This is a genomic window from Mesorhizobium sp. P3_A9 (genome assembly GCF_056402975.1).
The window spans coordinates 1-13,779 of record NZ_JBFUGJ010000151.1 but is presented as its reverse complement, the minus strand read 5'-3'; the positions used below and the strand labels follow the sequence as shown (position 1 = coordinate 13,779).

14 protein-coding genes are annotated in these 13,779 nt (G+C 61.2%); 3 read left to right on the top strand and 11 right to left on the bottom strand.

Features of this window, described 5'->3' with window-relative positions; genetic code table 11:
- From AC1DX0_RS20025 to AC1DX0_RS19995, 7 genes are all read right to left on the bottom strand, one after another.
- The coding region (locus AC1DX0_RS20025) for a DUF4238 domain-containing protein (RefSeq protein ID WP_477356577.1) at window positions 1-781 on the bottom strand (781 nt) is incomplete at its 3' end.
- 84 nt (window positions 782-865) lie between these two features.
- A complete protein-coding gene (locus AC1DX0_RS20020; RefSeq protein WP_477356575.1) occupies window positions 866-4,642 on the bottom strand; it encodes a vitamin B12-dependent ribonucleotide reductase in 3,777 nt (1,258 codons plus the stop codon).
- 668 nt (window positions 4,643-5,310) lie between these two features.
- Window positions 5,311-5,622, bottom strand: coding sequence for a PilZ domain-containing protein (locus AC1DX0_RS20015; protein ID WP_477221338.1), 312 nt, complete (start codon window positions 5,620-5,622; stop codon window positions 5,311-5,313).
- 108 nt (window positions 5,623-5,730) lie between these two features.
- A complete protein-coding gene (locus AC1DX0_RS20010; protein WP_477221339.1) occupies window positions 5,731-6,219 on the bottom strand; it encodes an NUDIX hydrolase in 489 nt (162 codons plus the stop codon).
- A 211-nt stretch (window positions 6,220-6,430) separates the two neighbouring features.
- Window positions 6,431-6,931, bottom strand: coding sequence for a xanthine phosphoribosyltransferase (gene gpt / locus AC1DX0_RS20005; protein ID WP_477221340.1), 501 nt, complete (start codon window positions 6,929-6,931; stop codon window positions 6,431-6,433).
- Between the two features lie 116 nt (window positions 6,932-7,047).
- Window positions 7,048-7,881: a universal stress protein gene (locus AC1DX0_RS20000; RefSeq protein WP_477221341.1), complete on the bottom strand. Its 834-nt coding sequence runs from the start codon at window positions 7,879-7,881 to the stop codon at window positions 7,048-7,050.
- Window positions 7,882-7,954: 73 nt separating this feature from the next.
- Complete coding sequence (locus AC1DX0_RS19995) at window positions 7,955-8,698, bottom strand: competence/damage-inducible protein A (RefSeq protein ID WP_477356573.1); 744 nt, start codon at window positions 8,696-8,698, stop codon at window positions 7,955-7,957.
- A 162-nt stretch (window positions 8,699-8,860) separates the two neighbouring features.
- Here AC1DX0_RS19995 and AC1DX0_RS19990 point away from each other — a divergent pair, with 162 nt between their 5' ends.
- Together AC1DX0_RS19990 and AC1DX0_RS19985 are read left to right on the top strand one after the other, a co-directional pair.
- The gene (locus AC1DX0_RS19990; RefSeq protein WP_477356571.1) at window positions 8,861-9,865 is read left to right on the top strand and encodes an alpha/beta fold hydrolase; all 1,005 of its coding nucleotides are present in this window, start codon (window positions 8,861-8,863) and stop codon (window positions 9,863-9,865) included.
- Between the two features lie 54 nt (window positions 9,866-9,919).
- Complete coding sequence (locus AC1DX0_RS19985; protein WP_477221344.1) at window positions 9,920-10,204, top strand: hypothetical protein; 285 nt, start codon at window positions 9,920-9,922, stop codon at window positions 10,202-10,204.
- A 115-nt stretch (window positions 10,205-10,319) separates the two neighbouring features.
- On the opposite strand, the gene AC1DX0_RS19980 is transcribed toward AC1DX0_RS19985, so the two are convergent.
- The 4 genes from AC1DX0_RS19980 to AC1DX0_RS19965 form a co-directional block, all read right to left on the bottom strand.
- The gene (locus AC1DX0_RS19980; RefSeq protein ID WP_019857848.1) at window positions 10,320-10,559 is read right to left on the bottom strand and encodes a DUF2188 domain-containing protein; all 240 of its coding nucleotides are present in this window, start codon (window positions 10,557-10,559) and stop codon (window positions 10,320-10,322) included.
- A gap of 28 nt (window positions 10,560-10,587) precedes the next feature.
- The gene (locus AC1DX0_RS19975; protein WP_019857850.1) at window positions 10,588-10,866 is read right to left on the bottom strand and encodes a DUF982 domain-containing protein; all 279 of its coding nucleotides are present in this window, start codon (window positions 10,864-10,866) and stop codon (window positions 10,588-10,590) included.
- Between the two features lie 122 nt (window positions 10,867-10,988).
- Window positions 10,989-11,306, bottom strand: a complete 318-nt coding sequence (locus tag AC1DX0_RS19970) for an SH3 domain-containing protein (RefSeq protein ID WP_477221346.1) — start codon at window positions 11,304-11,306, stop codon at window positions 10,989-10,991.
- Window positions 11,307-11,432: 126 nt separating this feature from the next.
- Window positions 11,433-12,536, bottom strand: a complete 1,104-nt coding sequence (locus AC1DX0_RS19965) for an NADH:flavin oxidoreductase/NADH oxidase (protein WP_477356569.1) — start codon at window positions 12,534-12,536, stop codon at window positions 11,433-11,435.
- A gap of 159 nt (window positions 12,537-12,695) precedes the next feature.
- On the opposite strand from AC1DX0_RS19965, the gene AC1DX0_RS19960 reads away from it, so the two are divergent.
- Window positions 12,696-13,274, top strand: coding sequence for an NUDIX domain-containing protein (locus AC1DX0_RS19960; protein ID WP_477221348.1), 579 nt, complete (start codon window positions 12,696-12,698; stop codon window positions 13,272-13,274).
- Window positions 13,275-13,779 lie beyond the last annotated feature (505 nt).

Here is a 13,779-nt window from a genome sequence, read left to right as displayed (position 1 = left end):
GTGGTGTAGATGTCTTTCTTCGGGAATCAACGCACATTGCGACGCGCGGAGTTATCGGAAAAATCAATTCGAATTCATCTGATTTTTTTACGTCGTAGGGAATGATTTGATCTAAATGTGCGCCTGCTATGAAGTAACAAACCGGATTGTCGCTAGAGATAAAATCAACGTCTGTCTTGTTGTGCAGGAACGTCGGAACTTTTAAGCGATCCATTACAGAAGACATGCCTTGAACAATATTATGCATTGATAGGATAGCAGTATGCGGGTCTATGCCTATTTTGACGATTCCGGAATCCAATATATCTTGCATTCCAACCGAACTCGAAAGATTTCCCGTTGCCTTGCGGTAAGCTGTCAATAAAACGTCTGGCACAGGTTCGGAAATTTGACCGGAAACTTGCACGACAGAATCTCGCAACAATTGCATGACTGCTCTGAGCGCATTCGGCACGCGGCATCGCATAGATAGAAGGAACTCGATAAACTGCGCAATCTCGCCTCTCGAGAGTTCCTTCTTTCCGCAGATGAGTCTGACAGTTTGGTCCCAGCCGCTCTCTATTTTGTCCGAGAAAAGCCGCTCCATGGCATTGTCAAAGCGCCCTTCAGCGTGAACCGGCTGAGAATATAGGTATTTCTCTTTGAAAACTGCCTTTGGGGACGTGGAAAAAACTCTGCAATTGTCCCACGTGTCATAAACGGTGATGTGCCCCTTTTCGTTGGAAAAGTGCTTAGAGTAGGTCTCTGGGATGTAGTGCTGTTGCTTCGGTTCTGGTGCCATTGCGAAAATCAGCTCCCAACACGTTTTCGCGTATTGGGAGCCGAGTCCTAGTGGTGCCGTTGTTGGGGCTTTCCCGGTAATCCCTCAGCTGCACCCGCTCGTRGCGCCGCACGTGTCACACTTCTCACAAGTCCCGTTCCGCACCATGGTGAAGTTCTGGCACTCGGAGCAGGAATTGCCGGTGTAGCCTTGCAGCAGYGACCTGGCRCGGCGGTCGGCGGCGAGTTTYTTYGCYTCGGCCGCTTCRTTSGCKGCGGCGTCRGTGAACAGTGCCGCCGTGGTGTCGGAAGCAGCCCCCGCCGCTTCCTCGAAGGCGATGTCTTCGGCCAGTTCCTTGGCGCGATCCTCATAGTCGCGCTTGTAGGCGACCGCCTCGTCGCTGGCCGGCTTCAGCGCCAGCACATTGGAGCCGGAGAAGGCGGTCGGCGCCGAGCGGGCAGGGGTGGTGGAGCCGGCAAAGCCTTTCGGCTCGTTGCCGATTGCCCTCGACACCAGCTTCACCGGCGAACCGCGGGTCAGGCCCTTGGAGACGGCGTCGGTCTTGCCTTCGCTGATGCCACGGCCAAGTGCGGTGTTGGAGAAATCCGACTGGTCGACATGGGCGAGGTCGTTGCGGCCGAGATAGGAGATCGCCAGCTCACGGAACACGTAGTCGAGGATCGACGTCGCGCTCTTGATGGCGTCGTTGCCGATGACCATGCCGGCCGGCTCGAACTTGGTGAAGGTGAAGGCGTGCACATATTCGTCGAGCGGCACGCCGTACTGCAGGCCGAGCGAAATCGCGATGGCGAAGTTGTTGAGAAGGCCACGCAGCGTGGCACCCTCCTTGTTCATGTCGATGAAGATCTCGCCCAGGCGGCCATCATCATATTCGCCGGTGCGCAGGAAGATGGTGTTGCCACCGATCTTGGCCTTCTGGGTATAACCCTTGCGGCGACCGGGCAGCTTTTCCTGCTCGCGCGACACGCGCTCGATGATGCGCTCGACGATCCGCTCGGTGATCTGTGCTGCACGTGCCGCGGCCGGGGCCKCGATCAGCTGCTCSRCCGCATCGTCCTCATCCTCCTCGCCATCGGCGAGCAGCGAGGCATTGAGCGGCTGCGACAGCTTCGAGCCGTCGCGGTAAAGCGCGTTGGCCTTCAGCGCCAGCTTCCACGACAGCATGTAGGCGCCCTTGGCGTCTTCCACCGTCGCATCGTTGGGCATGTTGATGGTCTTGGAGATGGCGCCGGAGATGAAGGGCTGCGCCGCCGCCATCATCTGGATGTGGCTGTTGATCGACAGCGAGCGCTTGCCGATCTTGCCGCACGGGCTGGCGCAGTCGAACACGGCGAGGTGTTCGGCCTTGAGGAAGGGCGCGCCTTCCAAAGTCATCGCACCGCAGACATGGATGTTCGCGGCCTCGATGTCCTTGCGGGAGAAGCCCAGCGCCGGCAGGATCTCGAACGAGAAGTCGTTGAGCTGCTCGTCGGTGAAGCCAAAGGTCTCCTTCACCCAGTCGGCGCCGAGCGTCCACTGGTTGAAGACGAACTTGATGTCGAAGGCCGACTTCAGCGCCGCATTGAGTGCGGTGATCTTGTCGTCGGTGAAGCCTTTTGCCTTGAGCGAGCCGGGGTTGATTGCCGGCGCCTGGTTGAGATTGCCGTGGCCGACCGCATAGGCCTCGATCTCGGCCAGCTGGGCTTCGGAATAGCCGAGCGTACGCAATGCTTCCGGCACGGCGCGGTTGATGATCTTGAAGTAGCCGCCGCCAGCGAGCTTCTTGAACTTCACCAGCGCGAAGTCAGGCTCGATGCCGGTGGTGTCGCAATCCATGACCAGGCCGATCGTGCCGGTCGGCGCGATGACGGTTGCCTGCGCGTTGCGGTAGCCGTGCTCCTCGCCAAGCTCGATGGCGCGGTCCCAGGCGGCTTTCGCATGCTCGACAAGCGCCTCCTGCTTGAGGTCGGAAGCGACCAGCGGCACCGGATTGACGGCCAGCTTCTCRTAGCCSTSCTTSTCGCCATAGGCGGCACGGCGATGGTTGCGCATGACGCGCAGCATGTTCTGSGCRTTGCGGTCGTAGTCGGCRAAGGCGCCGAGCTCRSCGGCCATYTCGGCMGAMGTGGCATAGGCSRTGCCGGTCATGATCGCGGTGAGTGCKGCGCAGATSGCGCGGCCTTCGTCSGAGTCATAGGGAATGCCCGARGTCATCAGCAGGCCGCCAATATTGGCGTAGCCCAGGCCGAGCGTGCGGTATTCGTAGGACTGCTTGGCGATCTCCTTCGACGGGAACTGCGCCATCATCACCGAGATTTCGAGGACGATGGTCCACAGCCGCACCGTATGCTCGTAGGCAGCGATGTCGATCGTGCCGTCACCATTGCGGTAGGGCAGCAGGTTGATCGAGGCGAGGTTGCAGGCCGTGTCGTCGAGGAACATGTATTCCGAGCACGGGTTGGAGGCCCGGATCGCACCGGCGGAAGCGCAGGTGTGCCAGTCGTTCATCGTCGTGTTGAAGTGCAGGCCCGGATCGGCCGATGCCCAGGCGGCGTAGCCGATCTTTTCCCAGAGATCTCGCGCCTTCAGCGTCTTCAACACCTTGCCGTCCTTGCGGGCGGTCAGGTGCCAGTCGGCGTCCTGCTCGACGGCGCGCAGGAAATTGTCCTTCAGCGACACCGAATTGTTGGAGTTCTGGCCCGAAACCGTCAGATAGGCGTCCGAATCCCAGTCGGTGTCGTAGGTCTTGAACGACATCGAGGTGTAGCCCTGCTTGGCGAACTGGATGACGCGGTAGATGTAGTTCTCCGGCACCGCGTCCTTCTTGGCCGCCTTGATCTCGCGCTTCAGCGCCGTGTTGATAGCCGGATCGAAGCAATCGTCGCCATTGCCTTCGCAATTGACGCAGGCCTTCATGATCAACTCAAGATGCTTCTTGACGATCTTGGAGCCGGTCACCAGCGAGGCGACCTTCTGCTCTTCATTGACCTTCCAGTCGATGAATTCCTCGATATCGGGGTGGTCGGCGTCGACGATGACCATTTTGGCGGCGCGGCGCGTCGTGCCGCCCGACTTGATGGCGCCCGCCGCGCGGTCGCCGATCTTGAGGAAGCTCATCAGGCCGGACGAACGGCCGCCGCCGGACAGCTTTTCGCCTTCGCCGCGCAGCAKCGAGAAGTTCGAACCGGTGCCGGAGCCGTATTTGAACAGGCGCGCTTCACGCACCCACAGRTCCATGATGCCGCCCTCGTTGACGAGGTCGTCCTGCACGCCCTGGATGAAGCAGGCATGCGGCTGCGGGTGCTCGTAGGAAGACTTCGACTTGGTCAGCTTGCCGGTGAAGGGGTCGACATAGAAGTGGCCCTGGCTCGGGCCGTCGATGCCGTAGGCCCAATGCAGGCCGGTGTTGAACCATTGCGGCGAATTCGGTGCGACGCGCTGGGTGGCCAGCATATAGGCAAGCTCATCGCGGAAAGCGCGCGCGTCTTCCTCCGACGTCTTGAAGTAGCCGCCCTTCCAGCCCCAATAGGTCCAGGTGCCGGCCAGCCGGTCGAAGACCTGGCGGGCATCGATCTCGGACCCGTAGCGCTCGGCTTCCGGCAGCTTGGCAAGCTCGGCCTCGTCGGCAATGGAGCGCCACAGGAAGGAGGGGACGTCGTTCTCCTCGACCTTCTTCAGCCGCGCGGGGACACCAGCCTTGCGGAAATATTTCTGCGCCAGGATGTCGGCGGCGACCTGGGAGAACTGCGCCGGCACATCGATGTTGTCCAAGCGGAACACCACCGAGCCATCCGGATTCTTGATCTCGGAAAGGGCCTTGCGGAATTCGATCTCCGCATAAGCTGATTGGCCTGGCTTGGTGAAGCGACGCTCGATGCGCATTGGTCCGGTCCTTTTGTCTATATATAGCGCTTTCGTCAGGGGATTTCTGCCCCCAATGCGAAACGCGCATGTCCGCCGTCTGCCGGCGTTCGAAAACGGCCGGCTCTCCATTTCGCGATCTCCCCCAGCACTTGCTACCTGGGCTCCTTAAGAAGCCTCTGTCACAACGCACCGGAGAACCTCGCGGGTCCCTCAAATCTGATTTTTTCGATTCCCTCACTCGAGGGAAATTCACACTATCTAGCGTCGAACCTACCTGCAAACACTAAATATAGTATTAACAGACAATTTATTCCAGTCCGACAATTCTCCCTTTCGTCGCCCCACCACCCCACAATCCCAACGCTTCCGCCGGCCTCGTAAACAGGCGRAAATSYGGGCAAAAACGCACAWAATCCGGGAAAAAGACCGGGCTMRRAACTYWCCGGTCGCRCYCTCAACARGAGCRCATGGCSTATAAAAGGCGACTCGKTTTGCGYCGTCAAGGATTCGTTTGCGTAGCTTTTGTGACCCCAACATCTTGTGTGTCACACATGTGGATAACGGGGATAGAAATGCGCCGCTGCGATTATCGTTTCGGCCGGCGGGTTGCTGTCGTTGACAGTCAGGAGGCACTGGTCGGCGGCGATCGGCCAACCGCAAAGCCTGTCAGGCCGATACACCCGATGTCAGCCGTAGTGCAGCTTCGGCTTCGGCTCGGTGCCGGTGAACTGSACGCCGACCCGATCGTTGCGGCGCCAGCGAACCTCGCAGCGATAGGCGACGCCGTCGAGCGGCACATAGAGAAGGAAACGATCGGGAACCCGCGACTCGAGCGGTATCTTCAACTCGGCGCCGCCCGCATGCTGGTTGCGGACCATAACGCCGATTTCCGAATTTTGAATCCCGGTGATGACGGAACCGCCCTTGAGCACGCGTGGACGGTGCTCGCGCTTGGAGGCGTCGGACTCTTGCTTAAGTGGGTCTACGGAGTTTGCCATCGATCAATCGCCATATTGATCGATTCTTAGCGATGAAAAATTAGCAAACCATTCATGCGGCACATCACATGGTTGTGAATCCGCCGTAGGACACGCGAAAGATGTCGCTCAGGCAAACCTATGCGGGTCGGCGCAGAAATAGGCGATGATCTGGCAAAGGTCGGGTTCATTGACCATACGCACCGCTTCGCTGGAATTGACCCATTTGCGGGTGCGGGAGCGTTTTTCCTTCCAACGCTCGGCGATCTTGTCGACGTGCAGTGGAAACACCAGCACCTCGCAAGGCACTTCTTCGCCCGATGCCAGCACCTTGGCATAGAAGTAACGGCCGGCTTCGAGATGAGAGATGCTTCCGCGCAGTCCGGCTTCCTCGCCGGCCTCACGCGCCGCCGCCTCGCAGAGCGGCTCCCTGGCTTCCGGCCAGCCCTTCGGCAACACCCAGCGACCAGTATCACGGCTGGTGATCAGCATGATCTCGACGCCATTTCCGGTATCGCGCCACGGCAGGGCGGCAACTTGCAGGCGGCACGGCGCGGTGCCGAAGAGTCGCCGGACCCTTTCAGCCAGATGGTTGTGCGTCGTTGGCCTTGTCAACATCGGAGAAGCTAGCCCCAGCCTCCAGAATCGTTTGCCGCCTTACGAATCTTACGGCTAATTGTGACCAATAAAAGTAAAAACTTTGGTCAGGCTGGCCGATTCCCGTCAAGAAGGGTCGATTTGATAGGATATCCTGCCCCGCAGACCCGTCCGCGGAAGCAAATATTGTCATCTGTGGCGGCTTAACTGGAAAAAAGCGGCGTGTTGCGAATCAACCTGCGTGGTCGTCGGCGATCGGCTTCTGATAGGTGAAGCCCATATCCCAGGGGAAATAGATCCAGGTGTCCTGGCTGACCTCGGTGACGAAAGTGTCGACCAGCGGGCGGCCTTTCGGCTTGGCGTAAACGGTGGCGAAATGCGCCTTGGGCATCATTGCGCGCACGATCGCCGCCGTCTTGCCGGTGTCGGTCAGGTCGTCGATGATCAGCACGCCGACGCCGTCGTCGACCAGCAATGCCGGCGTAATCTCCTTCAGTACCTGCATCTGCCCCTGGCTGGTGTAGTCATGATAGGAGGCGACGCAGACCGTCTCGATGACGCGGATGCCGAGCTCGCGCGCAATGATCGCCGCGGGGACCAGTCCGCCGCGGGTGATGCAGACGATCGCTCGCCATTGCCCCTTGTTGGCGCCGGAAAGCCGCCAGGAAAGCGCACGGGCGTCGCGRTGGAACTGGTCCCAGGAGACCGGRAAGGCTTTTTCGGGAAGGGACATTTTTCGCGCACTCCGCAGCACGCGAAGACCGCGTGCACAAAAACAGGGGAATGCGCGCGGAATTAAACGGAAACCCCTGGGCTTGGCAAGGGCGACCGGCTGCGATGGCTGTGGACTTATCGCGACAGGAAGGCCGCCACCTGCGTTGTGCGCAGCACCGTGCGTGTCACCCCGCCAAACAGCAATTGGCGCAGCCAGGAGTGGCTGTAGGCGCCAAGCACCAGAAGATCGGCGCCGGTCTCGGCGATCCGGTTCTGGATCATGTCGTCGACCGAGGTGCCGCCCGATTTCTGCACCGAGACGCTGACATTGGCGCCATGGCGCGACAGGGCCGATGCGATTTCGGCGCCGGCGGCCTCCGGGCTTTCGTCGAGCGTGTCGGGCGGATCGATGACCAATATGTCGGTTTTCTCGGCCTCGATGATGAAGGGCAGTGCGTCGAAGGCGGCGCGGGCGGCTTCCTTGCTGCCGTTCCAGGCGAGCAGCACATGTTTGAATGTGGTGACCAGCGGACCCGCATGTGGCACCACCAGCACCGGCCGGCCCGCATCATAGACCAGCGTATCGACATCGGCGCTCGGGTCGCCGCCCGTATCGCGCTGGGCGGCAATGATCAGATCGGCGGCGCGCACGCTCGAAATGCCGGTCAGCGCGCTGTCGCCGGAGAAACTCTCCAGGCTGCGCCATTCGAAGGAGAGGCCGGAATCCTCAATGCTCCGCAGGAAGACAGCCTGCAGCTTGTCGGCCCGCTCCCGATTCAGGTCGGCCGAGACCTGCAGGAACTCGGTATCCGGGAAGCCGGTCGCCGAAGTATAGGGCACCGGAAGCGCCTCGGCATGGATGCCGATCAGATGGCTCTCGAAGCGGCTGGCGAGCGGAATGGCGCAGTCGAGCACGCGCTCGGCGTCCTGCTCGTTCTGCAGAATGGCAACGATGGTCTTGAAGCGCATGGTGGTCCCTCAATCTGGCGAGCTTCGATCTCGCGTGCAAGGAAACGTTGGCGCGCCGTGCTTGGTTCCGGCCTCAGCTCGCCTTGGCGGCGAAACCCGCCACCATCGCCTCGACATCGGCGCGCGCGGCCTCGAGCGCCTCCTGGCTGCGGGCGCGAACGACCAGTTCGGTCCAGAACTTGCCGTCGCCATACTTTGGATAGGAACCGATGATCGTGTCCGGATGCGCCTTCTGGATCTCACCCAATGGCCCGCCGATAAGGCCTTCGCCGAACGGRCAGTGCACCGTCGCCGACAGCATYTTSGTGCCSGYCTTCAGCGTCGGCACGACATTGTCGAGCATGGCTTGGAARATCGAYGGCACGCCGGCCATGACGTGGACGTTGCCGATGCGGAAACCAGGCGCCACCGAGACCGGGTTGTCGATGTGGTCGGCGCCGCGCGGCATCCTCGACATGCGCTTGCGCGCGTCGGTGTATTCGATGCCGCGCGCCGCATAGCTTTCGCCCAGCATCGCATAGGCCTTGGCATCGTATTCACAGGGAACGCCGAACGCCTTGGCGATCGAATCGGCGGTGATGTCGTCATGGGTCGGGCCGATGCCGCCGGTGGTGAACACATAGGTGTAGCGCGCGCGCACGGCATTCACCGCAGCAATGATCTCGTCTTCCTCGTCGGGAACGATGCGTACTTCCTTCAGGTCGATACCGACAGCCGTCATGATGTCGGCGAGGTGGCCGATGTTCTTGTCCTTGGTGCGGCCGGACAGAATCTCATCGCCGATGACGAGCATGGCGGCTGTAACGATTTCAGGCATGGAGGGCTCCGGCAGGACGGGTCGCCTGAGATAGCGCGGCGCGTGGCTGTCGGCAATGCCAACCGGGGGGAACAATCCATGCCAGGACGGCCCCGTTTCGATGTGAGGTTGCGGCGTAACCGGATGCAGGTAAGCTCAAACTGGTTCTGGTCCGGGTGAACAATGCTGATATCGATCCTGTCGTGGCTGCTGGCCCTGTTGCTCCTGCTGGCGGCCCTGGGGTTCGCCTGTCTGGTGCTGGCGACGYTGTGGATCGCSGCSAAGGCSSAAAGRCTGGTGCCGSCGSKCGGAAAATTCRTCGAGRTCGACGGCAACCGCATCCACTATGTCGAKGWRGGCGAGGGSMGGCCGATCGTCTTCCTGCACGGGCTTGGTGCGCAACTCCATCATTTCAGGCACACGCTGTTCACGCACTTTGGCCCGGGCTACCGGCTGATCGCGCTCGATCGTCCGGGATCGGGCTATTCGGTGCGCGCCAGCGGTGCCACCGGCCGCTTGCCCGAGCAGGCAGCCCTGGTGCGCGGCTTCATTGAAAGACTGGGGCTGGAAAGGCCGCTGGTGGTGGGTCACTCGCTGGGTGGCGCCGTCACGCTGACGCTGGCCGTGGAGCATCCCGAGGCGATTTCGGGCATCGCCTTGCTGGCGCCGTTGACGCATCTGGAAACCAGGGCACGCCAGCGGTTCGACCTGCTCTACATTCCCTCGCGCCTGAAGCGCTGGATCATGGCCTACACCGTGGCGATACCGCTGAGCCTGCGCTATGCGCGGCCGACGATGGAATTCATCTTTGCGCCGCAGGCTTTTCCTGCGGACTACATGGTCGACGGCGGTGGCTGGCTCGGGCTGCGGCCAGCCCATTTCCAAGCGACTTCAGCCGATGTCGTGGCCATTGAACAGGATCTCGGCCGCATCGAGCAACGCTACTGCGAGATTGCCATGCCTGCCGGCATCCTGTTTGGAACCGGCGACCGCGTCATCGACATCCGCATCCATGGCGAGCCGATGCGAGGCAAGATCAAGGGGCTCGATTTCGAACCCGTCGATGGGGTCGGCCATATGCCGCAGTTCGTCGAGCCGAGGCGGGTGATTGATTTCATCGAGCGGATTGCCGCCCGCGCGTTTCCATCACCCCAGCCTCACGACAATTTCAATGAACCAACCGGCTGACTGCCGGGTTTACCCCGTGTCGCACCCAAGGCGACCAAGACACGGAGTAATGCAATGTACAGGAAACTTCTCGCAGCATCGGTTCTGACGATCGGTCTCGCCACATCGGCGATGGCGCAATCGTCGGACGCCGCATATTCCAACCATCACAGCTGGTGGCCGTTCGGCAACGAAGAGTCTTCAGGTGTTGACCAGAACACGACCGGAAGCATCAATGGCGACCGCTCCGGGCTGGACAGCCTCGGCGACACTGGTGCGGCCGGACCTTGCGCTTACAATACGGCCGGTCCGGATGCGAATGCCGGACTGAACACCAACGACCACTATTGCGGTAAGTAGTTCAACCGCTGGGCAGCCGCTGACCGTAGGACGTCGTCTCTCCTGACGTCCGCGGTCGGCGCCCTGCCTGTTCCTGCCGGCAAGTTCTCTTCTTCAGACTTTTCCGGGAAATTGCTCAGTCGGACACTTCGGTCTGCGGCCGGTCGCGGCCATCCGCCAGTTCCTCATGCCATTTGCCATCGGCATCCTCGTACTGGATGCCGTCCGTCGCGCCGGCCACCTGCTGCTCGGCCGAGGCGATCTCGGCGGCGCGCAACGCATCCTGATGGGTGGGAAATGTCTCCGAGAAGGTCGAACCGACCTTGTAGGCCCAGCCGCCGTCATGCTCGACGATCTTGTAAGTCAGCTTCGCCATCAAAACCTCCGGTTGAAAGTCCGCCTGCTCAATGCAGCCGGTCGTCGGACAGCCTGTCGTCGGGCACCAGCACTTCCGATTCCCTGGCGGCCTCGATCAATGCCCGTCGCGCTTCCGCTGTCGAACGATAACCTTCCAGCACTTTGAGGCAAGTGTCGAGGGCATCACGATGACGCGGACCGCGATTGAGCGGCCACACCGTCATCAGACACTCCGCCGCTTCCTGGGTGCTGCGGATATGGCGATATTTGCCGACATGGCCGAGTTCGACCACGACCGGCGTTTCAAAAGGTTTGTTGTCCATCATGGCCGCAACGCAAAGCAGCCAATTTGGTTGCAAAAGTGGCCGTCAGCCTGCGCCCAAACGTCTCAGAGGCTGTTTGGGAACCTCTGCTCCGGCAGCCATCCAGAGCGATTTTCGAAACGGCCTCAGTAGCCGCAATCGTTGCGCAGCCAGCGTGCGTTCGCCCAGCCGGTCGTACCGCCGATTTCGACCTGATACCAGTTGCCGCGCCGGTCGAAGATTTCGGTGTGATCGCCATTGAACAGCTGGCCGATCATCCGCGATGACGAGTTTGGCCGTGTCCGCACGGCGAGAAAGCCGCTGCCGGTGGCCAGATTGTAGCGCCCGGACAGGCCGTGCACCGTACCCTCGCAATATTGCGCGACGCTCGGCGTCGATGCACCGAGCCAAAACCCGGCGACAGTCACAAGCATCGCAGCCGGCAAGAATGCCTTGAACGACATGATTTCCTCCCAAGCCCGGCCGCGCCCGCCGCAGCCTCACCCAAATTAACAGTTTGCGGCGAGAATTGAAGCGGGCTGTTGCAGACGGGCTGGGCAGGATGCGCCGGTATCAGGAAAACGGGCCGATCAGCCCGCCGCCTTCATCCAGTGTTCCATGGTCGTCACCGAGCGGGCGAGCTGTGGCGCCGGATGGATCTTTTCGCTGAATGTGGCGGCAGCACGCCAGCCCCAGCGCGGGTCGGCGAGGAAGGCGCGCGCCAGCGCCACCATGTCGGCTCGGCCCTCGGCGATAACAGCCTCGGCCTGCTTCGGATCGTCGATCAGGCCGACCGCGCGGGTCGGGATGCCGGCGCCCTTGCGCACGGCTTCCGCCAGATGCACCTGATAACCGGGGCCGGTGGGCAATTTCTGCAACGGCGAATTGCCGCCGCTGGAGCAGCAGAGATAGGCGACGCCCTCGGCCTTCAGGGCCTTCGCTACTTCGATCGAATCCTCGACGTCGAAGCCGCCATCGACCCAGTCCTTCACCGACAGCCGCGTGCCGAGCATCAGCTTTGGCACCGCCTTTTTCACCGCCYTGGCGATYTCGACGACAAGACGCATCCGGTTTTCCAGCGAGCCGCCCCAGCGGTCCGTGCGCTGGTTGGACAGCGGCGACAGGAACTGGAAGATCAAATAGCCATGCGCGGCATGCAGTTCGATGAAGTCGAAGCCGGCGCGTTCGGCCCGTTTTGCGGCTTCGACGAAGCGCTCGATGAGCTGCAGGATTTCTTCCTCATTGAGCGCGCGCGGCACGTTCCAGCCGGTGTCATAGGCGATGGCCGAGGCCGAGACGGTCTGCCAGGGGTCTTCGTTTGGCTGCAGCGGGCCGCCGCCTTCCCAGGGCTTGCGGTTCGAGGCCTTGCGGCCGGCGTGCGCCAGCTGCGTGCCGAATTTCGTGTCCGGCGCGGCGACGCGTCGTGCAGCGTCCAGTGTACGGCGCGCGGCGGCTTCATTGTCATCGGAATAAAGCCCGAGGCAGCCATGCGTGATACGCCCGCGCCGCTCGACATCGGTCATCTCGACCGTGACCATGCCGGCACCGGACATGGCCAGGTTCATCCAGTGATAGAGATGCCAGTCGCTGGCGCAGCCGTCCTCGGCGGAATACTGGCACATAGGCGCCACTGCGATGCGATTGTGGAATGTGAGGCCGTCGAGCGTGATCGGCTGAAAAAGCGATGCAGTCATGAAAGGGCTCCGGGGAGGGGAACACGTTACTTAGGAAATGGAACTCTTGCATACCACACACGAGAGAGTGAAACGCCCGCTGGACCAATCACTGTCCCAATTGCACCGGCGCAGGTTCGCGGCTACGCCTGCGCTCGGCAGCAAATACCGAGGTGTCCAATGGAAGATCGCATTCGCATCCGCTCCGAAGAGGTTCTTTCCGACGACTGGGCGGTGCTGAAAAAGACCGTGCTCGACTATCGCCGGCGTGACGGCCAGTGGGAGACGCAGATCCGCCAGACCTATGATCGCGGCGATGGCGCGGTGATCCTGCCCTACGACCCCAGCCGTTCGACCGTGCTGCTGGTGCGCCAGTTCCGCTATCCCGCCTACGTCACCGGCCATCGCGAGCCACTGATCGAGGCCTGTGCCGGGCTGCTCGACGAAAACGATCCCGAAACCGCCATCCGCAAGGAAGCCGAGGAAGAGCTCGGCTATCGGCTGAACAAGATTGAGCGGCTGTTTTCGCCTTACATGAGCCCAGGCAGCGTCACCGAGCGGCTGTGGTTCTTCGTCGCCCGCTATTCACCCGCCGACCGCATCTCGGCCGGCGGCGGCGCGCCGGAAGAAGGCGAGGACATCGAGGTTCTGGAAATGCCGCTCGATGAAGCGCTGGCCGGCATTGCCGACGGACGTATCGTCGATGCCAAGACGATTATTCTGATCCAGCATTTGAAGCTGAACCCGATGAAGGCCTGAGCCACGCCATCGCACCTTGCCCTGGTGCTGAAGCATCAACGCCGGCTTGCGACCGAGTTGGTGATCGCTGGCGGCTAACGAAATCGCTAGGTTGACAAAAACCGGCGCCTCAAACAATTTTCAGTCGAGGGAAAAAGTGAGGACATAATGAAGAAGACATATGAAACGCCGTTGCTGACCAAGCGTGAGCGTCTGCCATTGATTACCGCGCAGATCGTTCCGATCTCGGGGCCGGTGAAAAACGCCTGATTGCCTCCCAAGGTGAACATATCAAGCCCGCTGGCTCTAACCGGCGGGCTTTTTCATTTCCGGCGCGGGAAGCCTCGGCCTTCCTCTCCGGCGGCTCGCCGAAAGGCATGAAGCGGCCGTCGGCTCAAGGCTCCATGGGCGAGCCTGATCTAAATCGGTGCTGTGAAGCACTTGCGCGGCCAGGAGGATCTGCGACACGCTTCGCTGCAGGATTTCCGTAAGGAGAACAGAGATGGCCACAGCTAAGGACCAAGAG